This window comes from Georgenia yuyongxinii (genome assembly GCF_006352065.1).
GTDB classification, from domain to species: Bacteria; Actinomycetota; Actinomycetes; order Actinomycetales; family Actinomycetaceae; genus Georgenia; species Georgenia yuyongxinii.
Genome location: NZ_CP040915.1, coordinates 327,327 through 345,288, shown reverse-complemented (window position 1 = coordinate 345,288; position 17,962 = coordinate 327,327). Strand labels below are relative to the sequence as shown.

The following is a 17,962-nucleotide window of genomic DNA, read 5'->3' as shown; positions in this document are numbered from 1 at the left end:
CGGCAGGTCAGCGCCGGCCCAGGTAGGCGGCGGTCTCCTCGAAGACCCGGTAGTACTCCGGGATCCAGGAGAAGTTCTGGACGAACCCGTGGTTGGCGCCCGCGTACCGGCTGACCGTCACGTCCACGCCCGCCTCACGCAGCCGCGAGGCGTACAGCTCCCCCTCGTCGCGTAGCGGGTCGTGCTCCGCCGTGACGACGAGGGCGGGCGGCAGACCCGAGAGGTCCTCCCGCTTGATCGGGGAGACGAGCGGGTCCGCCGGGTCCGCACCGCCGGCGATGTAGAAGGAGTTGTGCGGCTTCAGCCCGGCCGTCTCCAAGCCGTACCCCTCGGCGTTCTCCCGCAGGGAGGCGTAGCGGTCGACGTCGAAGTCGAGGTCGACCGAGGGGTAGTACAGGATCTGGTGCGTGATGCGGTCGAAGCCGTCGTCGTGGGCCTTGGCGGCGACGGCGGCGACGAACGTGCCGCCGGAGCTGTCGCCGGCGATCGCCAGGGTGCGGCCGTCCCATCCCAGGTCCTCGCCGTTCTCCGCGGCCCACCGGACCACGCCGTAGCAGTCCTCGAGGCCGGCCGGGAAAGCGTCCTCGGGCGCCCGGCGGTAGCCGACCGAGACCACCTTGAGCCCGGTCTCCTTCGCGAGCGACCGTGCGACGTGGTCGTGGGTGTCCAGGCTGCCGGAGAAGAACGCACCGCCGTGGAAGTACACGAGCAGGCCGTAGACGTCCGCCTCGACCGGCGTGTAGATCCGCACGGGCACGTTCCCGGCCGACGTCTCCGCGGTGGCGTCCTCGACGGCGTGCAGCCGCGGGGTGCGCTCGTCCAGCGGCGGGACGCGGCCCTCCTCGGCGGCGCGCCAGCCGGCCACGTCGGGCGCCGAATGGTCGCCCTTCGGCAGGCTGGCGACGATCTTGGCGATCTCGGGGTGCAGTGCCATGGCGTCAGACCTGGCTCTGGGTCGCGGGCTTCTGCCCGGGGAAGACGTCGTTGAGCTCGTCCTCGGTCCAGCCCTGCCGTGAGATCCGCTGCAGCTCGTCGGTGACGGGCTTGCGGGCGGCCTTGTACTCGACCAGCGCCTCCCTGACGGAACCGGCGTCGCGCAGGGCGTCGGCAAGTGCGCCGGCGTCCAGGATCGCCGAGTTGGCGCCCTGGCCCTGGTGGTGGCACATCGAGTGCGCGGCGTCGCCGAGCAGCACGACGGCGTCCGAGTGCCACGTGTCGACCGGGTCGATGTCGTAGACGGCGCGGATGCTGACCTTGTCCCATTCGAGGTCCTTCGCGGTGTTCACGATGCGCTCGTCGAAGCCCTCGAGCGTGGCCAGCATGTCCTCCTGGGACACCTCCGGCGTCCAGGTGCTGTCGGGGTTGAGGACGGTCACGTCGAACGACAGCTGGTTGCGGTGACGCAGCGGCAGCACGTAGACCTTGGTGCCCTTGCCGATGTACATCCGCAGGTTGTCGTCGACCACCAGGCCGTGGGCGGCGTCGGCGTCGACGACCGCGCGGTAGGCGTGCTCCCCGGCGAACTGGGGCACCTGGTCGCTGAACAGCTGCTTGCGCACGGTCGACTTGATGCCGTCCGCCCCGACGACCAGGTCGGCCTCGACGGTCGTGCCGTTCGTGAAGGCCAGCGTCACGCCGTCGCCGTGCTCGGTGATGGACTCCAGCTTGTGACCGAGGTGGACCATCCCGGCGGGCAGGGTGCCCAGCAGGGCCTGGATGAAGTCGTTGCGGTGGATGAGGTAGGTGTTCTTCTCGTCCCCGAACTCCGGCCAGGTGTCCTTCATGATCGGGTCGCCCCCGGCGCTGAGGATCTCGAAGTAGTCGCTCGCCGAGCTCACGGCGGCGATGGCGTCGAAGATCCCCCACTGGCGGAACGCGGCCATGGAGGACGGCCGCAGGCCGATGCCCGCACCGACCTCTCGGACCTCGGTCGCCTGCTCGTACACGTTGACGTTCGCCCCGAGCTGGCTCAGCGCCTTGGCCGCGGCCGCACCGCCGTACCCGGCACCCACGATGGCGATGTTCAGGTTCTTCAGGTCTGAGGTGTTCACAGGAGCTGCCTTTCGAGCGGGGCGCGTCGGTGCGCCCGGAGGGTCTGTGGTGGTGAGCAAATCAGTTGCGGATGGACAGGAACTCAGCGGGGTTGTCGACGAAGAGCGTCGTGATCGTGGCCTCGTCGATGCCCGCCGCGCGCAGGTCGGGGAAGAGGTCCTCGAAGATGTAGTTGACGGTGTGGCCCTTCACGCCGGGCCAGCCCAGGGGGCTGCAGTTGGCGTCGGCGGAGGCGAGTGCCTTGTCCAGGTGCTGCCCGATGAACCTCAGGAAGTGGTCCAGCCGCTCCTTGCGGGGGCGGGCCCAGAACGGCGGGTCCTCCAGCTCGGTCTCGTAGCCGAAGGTGTCGAAGCCGATGCGACCGCCCTGTTCGGCGATCCAGGTGTCGCGCGTCTTGTCGAAGTTCACGCCGTCGTCGACGTGCCCGAAGAGCACGCGGTCCAGCGCCAGGCCCTCCTCGGCGAAGATGGCGATCGCGTTCTCGGCGTCGATCGCGAGGTGGGTCATGATCGGCACCCCGGTCGCCAGCGCGGCCCGGGCGGCGGCCCGGTAGATGCGCTTGTCCAGCTCGGTCATGCGCCCGCCGCGGCTGACGCCGACCTTGATGATGCCCGCGCGGGCGCCGGTGTCGCCGATGCCGACGGTGATCTCGTGGACGAACTGGCGGGTCAGGTACTCCACGCTGGCCCGCGTGAAGTGCGCCAGGGCGGTGTCACCACCGACGAAGCCGGTGCAGGCGACGATGTGAACGCCGGTCTTCGCGGAGAGGGACTTGTAGTAGTCGACGTCACGACCGTTGCAGATGCCGGTCGCGTCCACGAAGGTCCCGCCGCCGTACTCGTGGAACTGACGCAGCTTCGGCACGGTCTCCTCGTACTGCTGCTCGGGCGTCTTCCACCACTTCGTGTCCAGCTCGGAGCCGGGCATCCCGTACCCGATGTGCTCGTGGATGGCGACGACGCCCAGCTCCTCGGTGGGAATCGCCCCGAGGACGGTGTTGACCTTAGACATGCTCATACTCCAATAAGTCTCGAGGCTGGGCCGACGTCGCGGCTCAGCGCACGGTCAGCAGGTCGCGGGGGTTGTCCACGAGGATGCGCCGGGCGTCCTCGTCGCGAAGGCCCACGGACTTGGCCAGGGGCACGAACGTCGAGGAGACGTAGCTGTACGGCAGGTCGTGGTCGGGGTGCCCCTTGGCCACGCCGATCGCGTTGCTCGAGAGCAGGATCCGGTTGCCGTGGCCGGCCTTGACGAGCTCGACCACCAGGGCGGCGCGCTCGCGGTCGGTGACGTAGGCGCCGTCGTCGTCCAGACCCACGTGGTCAAGTGCGACGAACGCGCCACAGCGGGCCACCTCCAGGGGCGCACCCGCGGCGACGGCGTCCTTGCGGTCCAGGTCCCCGACGACGACGCGGTCGGCTTCCAGCCCCTCGTCCAGGACGACGTCGAGGTCCTGGAGCGCGTCGACGCCGAATCGGATGGACACCGGCACGCCCGTGGCCAGGGCGGTCCGGGCAGCGCCGCGGAACAGGCTCTCGTCGGTCGGTGTCATGCCGGCGCGGCTGGCCGTGGTGGCCACGAGCCCGGCGGCGCCGCGGCGCTCCACGCGCGGGACCACCATGCCCTCGGTGACCTCCTTCGTGAAGAGGTCGGCGAACTTCTCCGCGGGCCACGGCGTCGGCGGGTTGGTCTGCGGCGTCAGGAAGTAGCCGCCGAGCATCTCCTCCGGCCCCATCCCCGTCGAGGCGACGATGTGCACGCCGGTCGAGCGGGAGAGCGCCTCGTAGAGCTTGACGTCCCGGCCGTGGAACATGCCCGTGCTGTCGACGATCGTCTTGCCGCCGTGGTCGCGGAAATCCCTCAGCTTCCGGGCCAGGGTCTCGAAGATCTCCGCTCGGTCGATGGTGATGTCGTATCCGTGCTCGGCCCCCGGCACCACGGAGAGCAGCGCCTCGTGGACCGCGACGACACCGAGGTCGTCGGCGGGAACGGGACCGAGAACGGTGTTGACGGTTCTGCTCGCGGCAGTCTGTACGTCCGTCATTGGAAACCTTTCATCAGCGTCACACCGGCTGTGGCGTCACGCGTTGTGGAGGGTCACGCACCACCATGGACCAGGTCCAGCGGGCGCTCGGTGCGGCGGGAGTCAACAAAAGGACGGCAGTGCACCGGTGGCCCGCCGTCCGCGCCTGGCGCGTCATTCACTACCCGGTGAGTGTGACCCTCCTTACGTCACGACCACTAAGTTGACATGCTGTCAGGCCAAAGTCAAGGGAAGTTCACCCGCTGAGCACACCTGCGGGGAGTGCGGCAGGGAGGGCCAGTTTGTCCATATCCACGAGTCCGCGGACGAGGGCCTGTCGCCGCCTTCCGCACGCGGGTCCACTGGGCGGTCGGGCCGGCGCAGGCGTCGGCCGAGCCTGCGAGGATCAGCCAGTTCCAGCCTACGAAAGGACACCACATGGGTGCCGAGAACCCCACGCTCCTCGTCGTCGTCGCCTCCACCCGTCCGGGACGGGTCGGCATTCACGTCGGTGAGTGGTTCCGTGAGTGTGCGCGGGCTCACGGGGGCTTCGACGTGCAGTTCGCCGACCTCGCCGAGCTGGCCCTGCCGTTCATGGACGAGCCCCACCACCCGAAGCAGCGCAAGTACACCCACCAGCACACCAAGGACTGGTCCGCCGTCGTCGACGGCGCCGACGCGTTCGTGTTCGTCACGCCGGAGTACAACCACGGTTACAACGCCGTGCTCAAGAACGCCCTGGACTTCCTGCACGGCGAGTGGGCGGACAAGCCGGTCGGTCTTGTCAGCTACGGCGGCGTCGCGGCGGGCACCCGGGCCACCCAGCAGCTCAAGCCGGTGCTCGACGCACTGCGCATGGCGGTGACCGTGGAAGCGGTGAACGTCCCGTTCGTCGCCAGGCTCCTCGGGCCCGACGGCTTCCTGCCCGACGACGTCGTCGAGGCCTCCGCCGGTGCGATGCTCGACGAGCTCGCCCGCCTGGAGGGCCTGCTCCGCCCGGCCCGCCGGGAGGCGGACCTGGTGGCCGCGCGCAGCTGAGCGCCACGCCCTACGAGAAAGGACACGGCCGCGCCGCGGACGATCAGGTCTCGACGCTCACGCGGCAGATGCGGCGGCTACGGCTACGTGCCGGGGGCGCGGTACTGGACCTGCGCCGCCTTGCGCAGGGCGTCCATCGTCTCGTCGACGGTCAGCAGGACCGTCGTCTCCAGCGCACTGATCGCACCGCCCCCGCTGAGCGCCAGGGCCACCGCGGCCATCGAGACGTCGTCCGGCGCTTCCCACAGGGTGAAGCCGTCGTGCGCCCCGAAGGCGTACCAGAACCCGTGCAGCTTCCCGCCGACCGACTCGATGTAGGCCTGGGCGGCGACTCTGCGGTCCTCGGGGTTGCGGATCAGCCTCGCCCAGGTCTCGGGCGTGTAGCTGAACTTCGACAGGTAGAGGGGCATGCGCTCGTCCTCTCGGGCGACGGGTGTGCTCGGTCCGCGGCTGCCATGATCCGCCTCAGTCGCGGACCAGGGAAGGGGCGGGGGCGACCGCGTGTGCCGCCGTCGGCCTGGGCCTGCCAAGACCGGACAGGACCACGTTCCCCTTCTTGCGTCCCGTGTCGACGTAGCTGTGCGCCTGGGCGATGTCGGTCAGGTCGAAGGTGCGGTCGATGACCGCGCGGTAGTGCCCGGACTCGGCCAGCCGCACCAGGTGGGCGAGGTCGTCGGCCCGGTAGCTGCCGACGCTCGCGGTGACGAGCTTGCCGCTCCTCCGGGTGCGCCACGACGCGAGCAGCGCACCGCGGAGATCGGCGATGACCAGCAGCAGGGCCCCGCCTGGGTTGAGGACCGCCTCGACCCGCTCGAACTCGGCGTTGCCCACGCAGTCCATGACGACGTCGTAGGTGGTCGCCTCGCCGGTGAAGTCAGTGGTGGCGTAGTCGATCACCCGGGCCGCGCCCAGTGAGGTCACGAGCTCGGCGTTGGCCGCGCTGCACACGCCGGTGACCTGGGCTCCGGCGTGCTTGGCGAGCTGCACCGCCGCCGTCCCGACCGCGCCCGACGCCCCGTTGACGAGGACCGTCGTGCCCGGCCCGAGCGGGACACGGTTCAGGAAGGCTCGTGCGGTGATCCCGCCGAAGACCAGGGTCACGGCCTCCTCGAAGGTCATGTTCCGCGGCTTGGCGGTGATGGCGCCGTCCTGGGGTAGCCGGGCGTACTCGGCATGCCCGCCGAACTGGCCGCCGAGCATCGCGATCACCTCGTCCCCGGGTTTGAACATCGTCACGGCTGCGCCGACTGCCTCGACCACGCCGGCGACGTCCATGCCCAGGACGCGGTGGCGGGGCCGGAACGCTCCGATGCCAAGGGCGGCCAGCAGCCACAGGCCGCGGGGGACGTTGCGGCTGCGGGCACGGTGGTCGGCGGCGCTGACGGTGCTCGCGTGGACCCGGATGAGGACGTCGTCCCTGCCCAGGGAAGGTTGGGAAACCTCTGCGACCCGCACCACCTCGGGACCGCCGAACCGGCGGTACACCGCGGCCCTCATCGGAGCTCTCCGGTGGAGCGAGCGGCGGTGATGGGCGAGGGCCGGAACCCCTTGACGATCAGGTAGACGCCGAGGGAGAACTCCCACGCCGCGATCGGGAGCGCGGCGATCGCCGCCGTTGCGGACACCTGTCCCCACAGGCCGAGCACCACGGCCACGTTCGATACGACGAGGATGGGCGCGCCGATCAGCCCGATCAGGGGAAGGATGCGCGGCACCAGGCCGGACCGGTACAGCAGGGAGCCCAGCAGGAGGGCGTTCGCAGCGGGGATGGTGCTCTGCCCGAGCCGGAACAGCCAGTCGTACTGGGCGACCAGCGCCTGCGCGACGCCGGACGCCTCGGTCCCGGCGCCGGCCTGCCGCAGGGTCACGATCGTCAGGAGGCTGGCGATGCCGGCGAAGATGGTGGCGGCCTCCAGGACCCGGGTGCCCACGAAGGCCAGCGCGACGGACTGGTTCTGCCGCTTGACCACCGGGTAGAGCACGACGGCGGTGCCGATGCCGGCCAACGCGACGACCGTCTCCAGGGCGCCGCCGAGGAGGGCGGAGGTGTCGGGGCCGGGCCCGGTGACGTAGCCCGGGGACTTGACCGCACCGTAGAGGGCGAGGGTGGGGATCGAGACGAAGGTGAGCACGTAGAGCACGCCGGCGGTGAGGGAGGTCTTCCGTAACGGGTCCATCGCTGCTCGTCGTGGTGGCGCCGTGGTGGGGGCGGTGGTGGTCATGTCGGTCTCCTTGGGTGTGAGCTATCGGGGGTCGGTGGTGGGTCCGTCGGGTGGGTCGGGTTCGACCCGGGCGACGGCGAGGAGCGGCAGTCCGACGTCGCGCACTCGCTGCAGGACGCCGTGCAGCGCCGCCTGGTCCGGCACCAGGCCGTGGATGGTCGTGGTGCCGTCGCTGTCGCGGGTGAGGCTCAGCCCGTCGAACCAGGGGGCCCACCGGGGGTCGAGGTGGCCCTGGACCCGGATCTCGTACCACCGGGGCCTGTCGTGGTCCCGGGCTGATGCCTGGCTCATGACGCTCCTTCCGCTTGCCCCGGTGGGCGGCCGAGTGCTCGGCTGGAAGGAAAGCTACGAGCGGACCTGATGAGCGGGGATCACCACATCTGGTGATTGAGGTGGTGATCCGACGGCGCGACGTGCGCGACTGTGCGGCGTCAGAGCAGACCGAGCTCCCCGGCGCGGCGGACCGCCGCCCGCCGGCTGTTCACGCCGAGCTTGGCGTAGATGTTCTTGGTGTGGGTTCGCACCGTGTTCAGGGACACGATGAGGTGGCGCGCGATGTCGGGACCGTTCAGCTCGGTGCCGAGCAGCCGGAGCACGTCCAGCTCGCGGTCGCTCAGCGGCTCGATCAGGCCCGGGTCCGCGAGGGCGGCGTCCGCCGTCGTGCTCGTCGCGGCGAGGAGCCGGCGGACGAAGCTGCGGGCGGGCCCTTCCTTCTCGAGCACTCTCAGCACTGCGTCCAGGGACGGGCCCTCGTCCGCGAAGACCCGGACGTAGCCCTCCGGCTCGGCGAGCGTGACGGCGCGGCGAAGTGCCGCCGTCGCGGCGGGGAGGTCTCCGCCCGACCGGTGCGCACGCGCCTGCAGCACCAGGATCTCGATGACGCTGCCGGTCCGCTCTCCCTCCTGCGCCGCTCTGAGCAGCCGCTCCAGCAGTTCGGTCGCCGCCCGGAGGGAGCGCTCCTCCCCCACGCTCGCGGACCGGGCCAGGAGGACCCGGGCCAGGGTGAGGTGCTCGAACTCGCGCAGGTAGGAGAGGTCGTCGTCGACCGCCAGGCCCCGCGCACGCACCCAGGCGAGCGCCTCGCCGAGCTCACCGCGCTCGAGAAGGACCCGGGCTCGCCAGGCCGCAAGCGGCCGCACGTCGGGGAACATGTCGGCGGTGTACACCCGTTCGGCGTCGTCCAGCAGCTGCAGTGCGCCGTCCAGGTCGCCCTCGGCCTCACGGATCCGGGCCATGGCCAGCCGCCACCGGTGCCGGTTCTGCGGCAGGCCGGCGTGCTCGCCCAGCTCCTCGCTGGTGGCCAGGTGCTGCCGGGCGCCGTCGAGCTCGTTGCGCTCGCGGAGCACGCCGCTCAGGCCCACGTGCATGTCCGCCGCACCGCGGAGCACCGACGTGCCGTGCGCGGTCGCCACGCGCAGGCCGTGCTCGAGGTGGACGACCGCGTCGTGGAGACGGCCCTGCGCGGTCCGGATGTCCGCCAGGGCGATGGTGCACCCGAGCGTGTCGGCGAAGTGCCCGGCCCGCTCCAGGTTCGCCACGGCCTCGGCCCAGGACCGGTGCGCCGGCGCGAGGTCGCCGGTCATCCAGTAGGCCAGCCCCAGCAGCCCGGCGGCGGCGCCGCGTTCGAGGGGGGCGTCCTCACCGACCAGGTCCAGCACTCGCCGGGCATGGGTCACGGTGCCGGCCACGTCGCCGTGGAGCCGTGCCTGCGCCGCGCGATAGACGGCGACCTCGCTGCGCACCTTGCGGATCAGCGGGTCCTCGCCGACGGGAGCGGCGTCACGCCTGTCATGTCCTTCCACCCTGGCGTCCACCCACCGCTCCGCATCGCGCAGCCGGGTCTCCACGCCGTCGAGCTCGCCGTACATGAGCAGGGTGCCCGCATGCGACAGGCTCAGCTCGGGCCGGGCGCGGAGGACCTCCTCCGGGAGCCCCTCGAGCCACCGGCGCAGCGTGGCCTCCTGCCGCTGCTGGCGCAGGGCGGGCATGGCGAGCTCGACGAGGTCCGCCGCCCGCTCGAAGTCCTCGCCGGCCATCGCGTGGTGGATGGCCTCGGGCCGCTCCCCGTGCTCCTCGTACCAGTCGCTCGCCCGGCGGTGCAGACCGGGGGCGGCGTCGGGCTGCTCGGCCAGCAGCCGCGCATGCAGCACGTCCGCGAAGAGGTGGTGGTAGCGGTACCACCGGCGGTGGTCGTCCAGCGGGACCAGGAACAGGTTCGCCCGCTCCAGTGCCGCCAGCATCGCGGTGCCGCCGTCCTGGCCGGTGACGGCATCGCAGAGGGAGCCGGTCACTCGGCTCAGGACGGAGGTGCGGAGCAGGAAGCTGCGGACGTCATCGGGCTGGCGTTGCAGGACCTCCTCGACGAGGTAGTCGACCACGTAGCGGTCGTCCCCGCCGAAGCTGGCGATGAAGGCGGCGACGTCGTCGCGGCCCCGCATGGACAGGGCGGCCAGCTGGAGGGCCGCGACCCATCCCTCGGTGCGCTGCTCCAGGGCCTCGACGTCCCGCGCCGTCAGCGTCAGGCCCATCTTCTCGTTGAGGTACTCCGCCGCCTCGTCGGGTGTGAAGCGCAGGTCGGCCGCGCGGATCTCGGCGAGCTCGCCACGCCCGCGCAGCCGGGCAAGCGGGAGTGCCGGGTCGGCGCGGCCGGCGATCACCAGGTGCAGCTGCGGTGGCATGTGCTCCACCAGGAAGCCCATCGCGTCGTTGACCTGGGGCGAGTCGATGACGTGGTAGTCGTCGAGCACGAGCGCGACGTCGTGCGCGACGGCGTGCAGGTCGTTGATCAGGGTCGCGAGAACGGTCTCCGTCGCCTGCCCCGCGTCCAGGAGCGAACGCGCACCCGCACCGACACCCTCGGCCGCCGTGTCGAGCGCGGCCACCACGTACGTCCAGAACAGCGCCGGATCGTTGTCGCGGGGGTCCAGCGAGAGCCAGGCCACGGCCCACCCGTCGGCGGGGGCGGTGGCCAACCACTCGGTCAGCAGGGTCGTCTTGCCGAACCCGGCCGGCGCCGACACGAGCGTCAGCGCCGACTCCCCCGGACCGCCCAGACGTGCGATCAGCCGCGGGCGTGGTACCAGCGCGTGCCTGGTCCTGGGGACGTGGAGCTTGGTCTGGAGCAGGGGGACCGCCATGACCACTCTCCTCGGAGCGGGTGCGAAGTCGCAGGCGGGTGCCGGCAACGCACACCGTAGCGGCGCGGATAGCGTCGGGACGCTACTGGTCCGATGTGGCCATCCAGCCGGCGATCTGCGCACGGTTGTCGAAGCCCAGCTCGTCGAGGATGTTGCGGACGTGGCTCTCCACCGTGCGCTGCGGGGACCGACCTGGCTCATGACCGAGCCCGAACGCCGAGCGCTGGATCACGGAATGTGCTCGTGTCTCCACGAGATCTCCCGCCAGTACCTCGCGAACTTCCGTGAGCGCGTCACCGACCGCAAGGCGTCCGCTCATCACTTCCGTGGCCATCGGAGTCCTGATGGCCGTGGTCCTTGCTGAACCGAACCTCACGGCACTGCCCCGGCTGGTGACGTTCTGGAGCTCCCTAGCCATCATCTCCGCCACCGCCTTCGGCAGCCGGTTCGGGTGGCTCCTGCCTGCGATGGCAGGCGTCGGCATCGCACTATTCAGCCGGCCCGACACCACATCGTCCTGGAACATCGTGATGTCCACGGGACAGTCCCCGCTCCTTTGGATCACCTGGGCTCTCGCCATCACCGCAGGGTCCTATTGCGCTCTGCGTTAGGAATGGAGAGCGAAGACATCGGTAAGAACCGCTGTTATGAGGTTTGCCGCTGGCCAGCGCACTTCATAGTCGACGATTAAATCCATTCGGTCGTCGACCGTGCGCTCAGTCACCGCGTTCTGCTTCTGTGCGCAAGCGGTGCCCGAGTTCGTCGAGGATGATGTCGAGTCCCTTGGTGAACTGGTTCGAGAACGAGTACTTTCCCGATCCGGTGAGGTGCTGCACGAGCTCGATCAGGTGTGGGTAGTCCACCAGCGCAGGCATCGCCGTAGCAGCGAAGTCGACCGCCTGGTCGCTGGTGTCCGGGTCGAAGGGGAGATTTCGCTCGGTCAGGGCGAAGCCGTACACATAGGCGTCGATCGCGGAAAAGGCCTGTGCCGCGAGTTCGATCGAGAACCCGTCACGGCGCAGGCATCCGATCACCGCGTCGTGATGTCTGAGCAGCGCAGGGCCGGGGGTCGCGCGGGAATCGATCAGGGTCAGTGCCCAGGGATGGCTCACCAGCACGTTCCGGGCCGAGGCGGCGCGCAGCCTCATGCCCTCCCGCCACGGCATACCCGGCCCTGGCAGCTCTATCTGCGCGAACACTGAGTCGACCAGCGCGTCGAGCAGCGCGTCCTTGCTTGTGACGTGGTGGTAGAGCGACATCGCTTCGACGCCGAGCTCCTTGCCGACGTTGCGCATGCTGATCGCCGTATACCCGCCGGCGTCTGCGACCCGCACCGCGGCCTCGATGATGCGCGCCTCGCTCAGCGGCTCCCGTGTGCTCATCAGGTTCGCCTCTTTGTGATCTTACGCACGTAAGGGTATTCTACACGTCGAAGTCTTACATGCGTAAGGGGCGCCGAATGGAAATGCAGATGAGGGCGGCGCGCGTCGACCGGTACGGGCCGCCGGAAACGATCAAGATCACCGCGGCACCGATCCCGGCACCCGGTCGCGGTGAGGTGCTGGTGCGGGTGGAGGCCGCTGCCGTGACTTCAGGCGACGCCCGGCTCCGGGCGGGCCGGTTCCCGCGCGGCTTCGCGCTCCCCGCTCGGCTGGCGATCGGCGTCTGCGGACCGCGCCGCAAGATCCCCGGCGCCGTGTTCTCCGGCCGGATCGAACACCCGGGCGACGGGGCATCCAGTCTCTCAGCAGGGGACGCGGTCGCGGGCATGACAGGCAGCCGGCTCGGCGCGCACGCCGAGTTGCTGACGGTGCCGGTGACGGCGCTCACCCCGCTCCCCGAGGACGTGGACCATGCGGCTGCCGCCGGTGCGCTTTTCGGCGGCAGCACCGCCCTGCATTTCCTCCGCGACCGCGCGCGGATCCGTGCCGGGCAGACGGTGCTCGTGAACGGGGCATCTGGGTCCGTCGGATCTGCAGCGGTGCAGCTTGCGGCTCGCTTCGGTGCGACTGTCACCGCCGTGAGCAGCAGCCGGAATCACGCTCTGTTGCGCCGACTCGGCGCGGCGCAGACGATCGACTACCGGGAGGCCCCGGTCGCCGCGCTTAGCCAGCGCTTCGACGTCGTATTCGACGCGGTGGGAAACCTCAACCGTGCCGACGGCCTCAATCTCGCGGGCACCGAGGGCCTGGTGATCCTCACCGTCGCGGGCCTCATGGACACGGCGACCGCCCGCAGCAGGGTCATCGCCGGGGCGGCTCCCGAACGCAAGGAGGACTTCGCCCTGATCCTCGACCTTGTGGCGCGCGGCGAGTTCGATCCGCTGGTCGAAACCCTCGGCGGGCTCGAGGCGCTGTCCGAAGCGCACCGGCGCATCGACACCAGCCGGAAGATCGGCAACCTCGTGATCCTGCCGTGTCGCGCGAACACGGCGGCGATCACGACAGGCGCGACGGGAGACGCTACATGACCGCAAACTGGACGAGGGTCGTGCTCGCCGGGAGCTGGATCACCCTCATGCTGATCTACCTGCTAGGTGACGTGCTCAGGATCTTCGCCGGGCACATCGAACCGGGCAAACTCGGCGACCGGCCCGCACCCGGCTGGATGTGGACGCTCATCGCCGCCATCATGCTCGTGCCGATCGCGATGATCCTCACCACCCTGCTCACCCCGGAGACTCCACTGCGATGGCTCACGATCGGCGTCTCAATCGCACTCGCAATCTTCAACCTCGCCGGAATGCCCTACAAAGGGTTCTTCGACAACCTCCTGATTGTATTCAGCCTCGGCATCAACACCTTCATCATATGGACCGCATGGACATGGGAGACCGCAGAAACGTAGCCGGCCGCCGTCACCAGGCCGCCCGCCGCCCGTAGTATCTGCTTGCCGCCCCGTAGGAACGAGCATGAATCCCGAGCGCGACCACCCGATCTGTGGTGTGCGTCCTCGTGGCGCCGCTGTCGTGTGGGTCGATCGTGAGCACAGCTGGCGCTCCGACCCGGCACTCGCCGACGCTGACCAGGGTGGTGAAATCGGGCAGGCGGCCTGCCTGGGTGTCGGGGCTGGTTTGCGAGAGACGACATGTGCGTCGAGGTCCACGACGTAACCCGCGCCTTCGGTGGCCACCCACCACACCCCGTCCTTCGTGTTGTCGAGGGTGCCTCCTCACCGTGCCTGACCGCCCTTCTCGTTCCCGGATCGGCTCAGAGCATCCAACTCGGCCTCGGCACGGTCCGCCCGGCTGCGCTGCACCTGCGCCTCCTCCCGGACCGTGTCAACTTCTTCCTCGCGGCGTGCGAGTTGCTCCCGGAGGTCCGCGATCCACTGAGCCGTGCTCACGCTCCCGGTCAATGTCTGCCCGAGCGGCCTCGCGCTCGGCCGCCACCGTCGCCAGGTCGCTGCACGTCGCCAGGTCGCTGCGCGTCGTTACCTATGCGTCACGAAGCCCCGTCCATCTCACTACGGGTGTCGGCGGCCGCAGTCTCGGCACGCTCGGCCTTAGCCATGGCGGCGTCACGCTGCCCCTCGGTTTCAACCAGGTGCTGGCGCTCGGCCGCCAGGTTCTCCTGCAACTGGGCCGCCACCGTCCGCGCACCATCCGCTTCCTCCTCAGCGGCCTGTACGGCCCGCTGTGCGTCCGTGATCTCCTCGGCGAGGCGGGTGTTCTCCTCAAGCGTCTCCTCGGTCACTCACCGGGTGGCGTCCCGGCTGTCAGCGACAGTCGAAAAGTCGGCCAGCGATGGCGCAACTGTGTGTCGCGGCGTGGGCGTCGACCCTGTCTACGTACGGATAGAAGTCGGCCACGGTAGAAGGCGCCCTGGACAATGCGATGCTCCTCTTCACTCGCTGGGACGGGACGTCGTCGCCGGCGCCCGCCCCGGGGTGAAAGCCATTAAGAGAGAGGCCAGTATGAGCCCCGCCACGGGGACGTCAATCCCTGCAGCGGACATGCTTCTGATCAACCCATCGTGGTGGGCCAGGGCGGCGCCGGACCCAACGCCCGATGCTGGCGACTCCGTTGAAGCCGAGGGCTGCTTTCAGGTTCGCCTCTAGCTTGGTGCCGTAGCTCTTGGTGTACTTCTCCTTGGCACCGGTGTGGGTCACGTCAAAACGGCGCTCGAGGAGCGATCGGTGAATCTGGTCGACGTCTGCACCGGTTCCCGCACCTGGACGAAAGCCGTGTCAAGGCGCTCACTTCGATGCACGCTCATGCCGCTCGGCGGGCGGGTGGTGTCGCTCAGGGAGACTCCGCGGCGTAGCCGTGCCGCCGACGACGCCGCCGCGCGTCGCGCTGAGTCGGAGGCGGTCGGACAGGGCGAGGACCTCGCCCCGCAGGGCGTCCGGGGTGATCACCTCGAAGTCCCAGCCGAGCCCGGCCAGCATGCGGGCCATGCCGTCGAGGTGCTCGGCGCGCGTCTCGAGGAGCGTCCCGTCGGCGTGCTCGCTCAGCCGTCCCGCGCTCGGGGACAGTCGCTCACCCGCTTCCGTAAGGGTGGTCCGCAGGACGACGGAGACCTCGTGCGACCAGCTGACCGCCGCGATGCCCGACACGACCTGCGTCCTGGCGTCGAAGCCGGCGGGCACGACGTAGGAGCCTTCGCTCTGCTCGACTGAGGCGATGCGGTCCAAGCGGAAGGTCCGCACGTCATCACGGCTGTGGTCGTGTCCGGTGGCGTACCACCGGCCGGAGTGGAAGACCAAGCCGTAGACATCGAGCTCACGCTGCGACTCCCGCCCGTCCCAGGCGGTGTACGCGATCACGACGGTGCGCCGCGCTTGCGCAGCCGAGGCGAGACCAAGCAGCGTGTCGGCGCCGGCGGGAGCGGTGGCGCGCACGGGGGTCGTGAACTGTGCGGTCGACAGCAGGCTGTCGAGCCGCTGGCCCAGGGCCCGCGGCAGTACACGCGACACCTTGGCCAGCGCGCTCGCCGTCGCTGCGTGGGCGGTGGTGGCAAGCCCCGCGCGTTCCGCGGCCCTGAGGCCCAGGACGACGGCGACGGCCTCGTCGTCGGTGAGCATCAGCGGCGGCAGCTTGTAGCCCGGTGAGAGCCGGTAGCCGCCGTACCTACCCCGCTGCGCCTGGACGGGGATGCCGAGGTCGGCGAGGTGCTCGGCATAGCGCCGGACCGTGCGCTCGTCGACCCCAAGCCGAGCAGCGAGATCGCCGACCGTGCGCTGCCCGCCCGTCTGGAGCAGCTCCAGCATGGCTAGCACGCGAGCGGTCGGGCGGGTCACGGCCCTCCTCGGCGCTGTTAGGAAAGAACTGTGATGCGGACTCCGCATACCGGGCGGAATCTGTCCACAATCCAGCCTAGCGTTGTTGCCATGAACAACACCACCACCCCCACCACTTACGTCCTCGTCCCCGGCTTCTGGCTCGGCGCCTGGGTCTGGCGCCCTGTCGCAGACTCGCTGAGTGAGCGCGGGCACGTCGTGCACGCCGTCGACCTCTCAGGCATGGGCGAGCGCGCCCACCTCAGCTCGCCGACGACCGACCTGACGACACACATCGACGAGGTCGTGGACCTGCTCGAGCAGCAGAACCTGCATGACGTCGTGCTCGTCGGCCACAGCTACGGCGCCCTCGTGACGACCGGTGCGGCGGACCGCGTACCTGAGCGCGTGGCGCGCCTGGTCTACGTCGACTCGGGGCCCCTGCCGAACGGCATGGCACAGGCCGACTTCGAGGGACCCGACGCGCGCGCGGCCAACGACGATCTGGTCATGACACACGGCCAGGGCTGGAAGCTCCCGCCGCCGCCCTGGGCCGCACTCGCCGCCGAGGTGCCCGGCGTCGACGACACTGCCGTCGCCGCGCTGGTCGAAGGCTCGCAGCCGCAGCCCTGGCTTACCGCCACCCAGTCGGTCGCGCTCACCGGCGCCTGGCAGCGGCTGCCACGGACGGGCGTACTGTGCAGCTTCAGCCTTGCGCAACTGCAGCAGATGGCACCACACGCACCGGTGTTCGCGCACATGGTCGACGGCGACTGGACTTACGTCGAGCTTCCGACGTGGCACTGGCCGATGATGAGCCGACCGGCGGAACTCGCCAAGGTGCTGGAGTCGGTCAGCCGCTAGGCGCTGGCGCCCAGACGCGCGCTCATGCCGCGTTGAGGGCGGCTATGCTCGCCCGGAGCCGCGGATCGTGCCCGATGTCGGGCGTCCCGTTGGTGGAGCGGACGAGGCGGTTGTTGGGCGCCTTGATCACCCAGCGGTTCCTCAGGTACCCCGCTGAAGGTCGGCTATCGGCTCGTGCGCGGTGAGCCCGGCCGCGAGGTAGGTGGATACGGCCGCGGTGTTGGCGCTCTCGGCGCACACGACGATAGAACGCTGCGAGACCGAGCTCCTCACCGCCCGCCGGTCCCGGTGCAAGCTCGCGGCCAGGGCAAGCTCGAGGCACAGGCGCCCGCCCCGAGGACCGGCCAGCAGGTCGCTCGCATCGATGGTCACGCCCTCACTGTAGGAGTGGCGAGAGAACGTCGATGGGCTCGGCGACGCGACCGAGCCCGAGGCAAGGGCGCCCGGGAACTGGCGATCGACTGCTGCTCCGTACGATCGATCAACCAGCTGGGGATGCCTCGGAGGAACCCGCACGGCCGGCCAGATGTCTCCGGTCCGGCCCGAAGATCAGATGGTTAGCCGGCCGCCGCCCGCAGGAAATGGCACGCGAAAAATGGCACGCCGCCCGCATCCCAGACACGAAGAAGCCCCGCTACCAGCGTTTCCGCAGGTCAGCGGGGCTTCTACCCTGTGCGCCCGAAGGGACTCGAACCCCCAACCTTCTGATCCGTAGTCAGATGCTCTATCCATTGAGCTACGGGCGCATGACCGCTTGGGCCAGAAACGACTTTAGCGTGCCGGTTCGATGTGATCCAACCCGGGTTGCGGTGAGGGTGGTCACGCCCGTCGCGCCGAGGGAGGTACTCGGAGTCCGCCGACCCACCTGAGAGACGTGTCAGGCATCCGCCAACGGACCCCGAGGCGGCATCGTGCGGACCCTTGACCACCCCAGCACTGCGGCCTACCGTCACATCGCCGGTCGGTCGACGGTCGCCCGACCCGCACAGGAGGCCGCCATGCTCTCCACCTACAGCGCGATGCCGACCCTCGGCGTCAAGGACCTCGCCGCAGCCCGGTCCTTCTACGGGGACACACTCGGCTTCAGCGTCTCCAGGGACGACGAGGAAGGCGTTCGGTACCGCCACGGCACGGGCGACTTCCTCGTGTACGAGTCGGCCTACGCGGGGACCAACAAGGCGACCGCCGTGTCGTTCGAGGTACCGGCCGATGAGTTCGACTCGGAGATCGGCGCGCTGCGCGACAAGGGTGTCGAGTTCCAGACCTTCGACATGGACGGCGTCGAGTGGTCCGACGGCGTTGCCACGATCTCCGGGATGCGTGGGGTGTGGTTCGCGGACCCGAGCGGCAACCTCATCAGCGTCGCCACGCCGATGGGCTGAGTCACACCTGGCGAGAACGAGCCG

Annotated in this window: 19 protein-coding genes and 1 tRNA gene; 5 read left to right on the top strand and 15 right to left on the bottom strand. The window is 69.9% G+C overall.

Features of this window, described 5'->3' with window-relative positions; all coding sequences use genetic code 11:
- Positions 1 to 7: 7 nt before the first annotated feature.
- The 4 genes from FE374_RS01520 to FE374_RS01505 form a co-directional block, all read right to left on the bottom strand.
- On the bottom strand, positions 8 to 934 hold the full coding sequence (locus FE374_RS01520; RefSeq protein ID WP_139926926.1) for an alpha/beta hydrolase: 927 nt from the start codon (positions 932 to 934) through the stop codon (positions 8 to 10).
- Between the two features lie 4 nt (positions 935 to 938).
- Entirely contained in the window at positions 939 to 2,051 is a 1,113-nt protein-coding gene (locus FE374_RS01515; RefSeq protein WP_139926925.1) for an FAD-dependent monooxygenase, read from the bottom strand.
- 61 nt (positions 2,052 to 2,112) lie between these two features.
- Positions 2,113 to 3,063, bottom strand: coding sequence for a phosphotriesterase family protein (locus tag FE374_RS01510; protein ID WP_139926924.1), 951 nt, complete (start codon positions 3,061 to 3,063; stop codon positions 2,113 to 2,115).
- A gap of 43 nt (positions 3,064 to 3,106) precedes the next feature.
- Complete coding sequence (locus FE374_RS01505; RefSeq protein WP_139926923.1) at positions 3,107 to 4,096, bottom strand: phosphotriesterase family protein; 990 nt, start codon at positions 4,094 to 4,096, stop codon at positions 3,107 to 3,109.
- 417 nt (positions 4,097 to 4,513) lie between these two features.
- On the opposite strand from FE374_RS01505, the gene FE374_RS01500 reads away from it, so the two are divergent.
- Positions 4,514 to 5,113 carry an NADPH-dependent FMN reductase gene (locus tag FE374_RS01500; RefSeq protein WP_139926922.1) on the top strand — a complete coding sequence of 200 codons (600 nt, stop codon included), beginning with the start codon at positions 4,514 to 4,516 and terminating at the stop codon, positions 5,111 to 5,113.
- An 83-nt stretch (positions 5,114 to 5,196) separates the two neighbouring features.
- On the opposite strand, the gene FE374_RS01495 is transcribed toward FE374_RS01500, so the two are convergent.
- The 7 genes from FE374_RS01495 to FE374_RS01465 form a co-directional block, all read right to left on the bottom strand.
- The gene (locus FE374_RS01495) at positions 5,197 to 5,523 is read right to left on the bottom strand and encodes a GYD domain-containing protein (RefSeq protein ID WP_139926921.1); all 327 of its coding nucleotides are present in this window, start codon (positions 5,521 to 5,523) and stop codon (positions 5,197 to 5,199) included.
- A gap of 55 nt (positions 5,524 to 5,578) precedes the next feature.
- The gene (locus FE374_RS01490; protein ID WP_139926920.1) at positions 5,579 to 6,610 is read right to left on the bottom strand and encodes an NAD(P)-dependent alcohol dehydrogenase; all 1,032 of its coding nucleotides are present in this window, start codon (positions 6,608 to 6,610) and stop codon (positions 5,579 to 5,581) included.
- Positions 6,607 to 7,335, bottom strand: a complete 729-nt coding sequence (locus tag FE374_RS01485) for a DUF4386 domain-containing protein (protein ID WP_230978419.1) — start codon at positions 7,333 to 7,335, stop codon at positions 6,607 to 6,609. The genes FE374_RS01490 and FE374_RS01485 overlap by 4 nt, the downstream gene beginning before the upstream one ends.
- Before the next feature lie 21 nt (positions 7,336 to 7,356).
- The gene (locus FE374_RS01480; RefSeq protein WP_139926919.1) at positions 7,357 to 7,626 is read right to left on the bottom strand and encodes a hypothetical protein; all 270 of its coding nucleotides are present in this window, start codon (positions 7,624 to 7,626) and stop codon (positions 7,357 to 7,359) included.
- Between the two features lie 140 nt (positions 7,627 to 7,766).
- The gene (locus tag FE374_RS01475) at positions 7,767 to 10,472 is read right to left on the bottom strand and encodes a LuxR C-terminal-related transcriptional regulator (protein WP_139926918.1); all 2,706 of its coding nucleotides are present in this window, start codon (positions 10,470 to 10,472) and stop codon (positions 7,767 to 7,769) included.
- A gap of 82 nt (positions 10,473 to 10,554) precedes the next feature.
- Positions 10,555 to 11,010 (bottom strand): hypothetical protein, encoded by a 456-nt coding sequence (locus FE374_RS01470; RefSeq protein ID WP_139926917.1) that lies wholly within the window; start codon positions 11,008 to 11,010, stop codon positions 10,555 to 10,557.
- A 178-nt stretch (positions 11,011 to 11,188) separates the two neighbouring features.
- The gene (locus FE374_RS01465) at positions 11,189 to 11,854 is read right to left on the bottom strand and encodes a TetR/AcrR family transcriptional regulator (RefSeq protein ID WP_139926916.1); all 666 of its coding nucleotides are present in this window, start codon (positions 11,852 to 11,854) and stop codon (positions 11,189 to 11,191) included.
- 77 nt (positions 11,855 to 11,931) lie between these two features.
- Here FE374_RS01465 and FE374_RS01460 point away from each other — a divergent pair, with 77 nt between their 5' ends.
- Entirely contained in the window at positions 11,932 to 12,942 is a 1,011-nt protein-coding gene (locus FE374_RS01460; protein ID WP_223173614.1) for an NAD(P)-dependent alcohol dehydrogenase, read from the top strand.
- Positions 12,939 to 13,319 (top strand): hypothetical protein, encoded by a 381-nt coding sequence (locus FE374_RS01455; RefSeq protein WP_139926915.1) that lies wholly within the window; start codon positions 12,939 to 12,941, stop codon positions 13,317 to 13,319. Before FE374_RS01460 ends, FE374_RS01455 begins: the two co-directional genes overlap by 4 nt.
- 596 nt (positions 13,320 to 13,915) lie before the next feature.
- Here FE374_RS01455 and FE374_RS01450 read toward each other — a convergent pair.
- Together FE374_RS01450 and FE374_RS01445 are read right to left on the bottom strand one after the other, a co-directional pair.
- The gene (locus tag FE374_RS01450; RefSeq protein WP_139926914.1) at positions 13,916 to 14,167 is read right to left on the bottom strand and encodes a hypothetical protein; all 252 of its coding nucleotides are present in this window, start codon (positions 14,165 to 14,167) and stop codon (positions 13,916 to 13,918) included.
- A gap of 502 nt (positions 14,168 to 14,669) precedes the next feature.
- A complete protein-coding gene (locus tag FE374_RS01445) occupies positions 14,670 to 15,713 on the bottom strand; it encodes a helix-turn-helix transcriptional regulator (RefSeq protein ID WP_139926913.1) in 1,044 nt (347 codons plus the stop codon).
- A 90-nt stretch (positions 15,714 to 15,803) separates the two neighbouring features.
- On the opposite strand from FE374_RS01445, the gene FE374_RS01440 reads away from it, so the two are divergent.
- Positions 15,804 to 16,556: an alpha/beta fold hydrolase gene (locus FE374_RS01440; RefSeq protein ID WP_139926912.1), complete on the top strand. Its 753-nt coding sequence runs from the start codon at positions 15,804 to 15,806 to the stop codon at positions 16,554 to 16,556.
- 141 nt (positions 16,557 to 16,697) lie between these two features.
- Here the strand turns inward: FE374_RS01440 and FE374_RS01435 are convergent, their stop codons facing one another.
- Together FE374_RS01435 and FE374_RS01430 are read right to left on the bottom strand one after the other, a co-directional pair.
- Entirely contained in the window at positions 16,698 to 16,928 is a 231-nt protein-coding gene (locus FE374_RS01435) for a hypothetical protein (RefSeq protein WP_139926911.1), read from the bottom strand.
- Positions 16,929 to 17,229: 301 nt separating this feature from the next.
- Positions 17,230 to 17,302, bottom strand: a tRNA-Arg gene (locus FE374_RS01430).
- A 252-nt stretch (positions 17,303 to 17,554) separates the two neighbouring features.
- Between FE374_RS01430 and FE374_RS01425 the strand changes: the two genes are divergently transcribed.
- Positions 17,555 to 17,938 (top strand): VOC family protein, encoded by a 384-nt coding sequence (locus tag FE374_RS01425; protein WP_139926910.1) that lies wholly within the window; start codon positions 17,555 to 17,557, stop codon positions 17,936 to 17,938.
- The last annotated feature ends 24 nt before the right edge of the window (positions 17,939 to 17,962 follow it).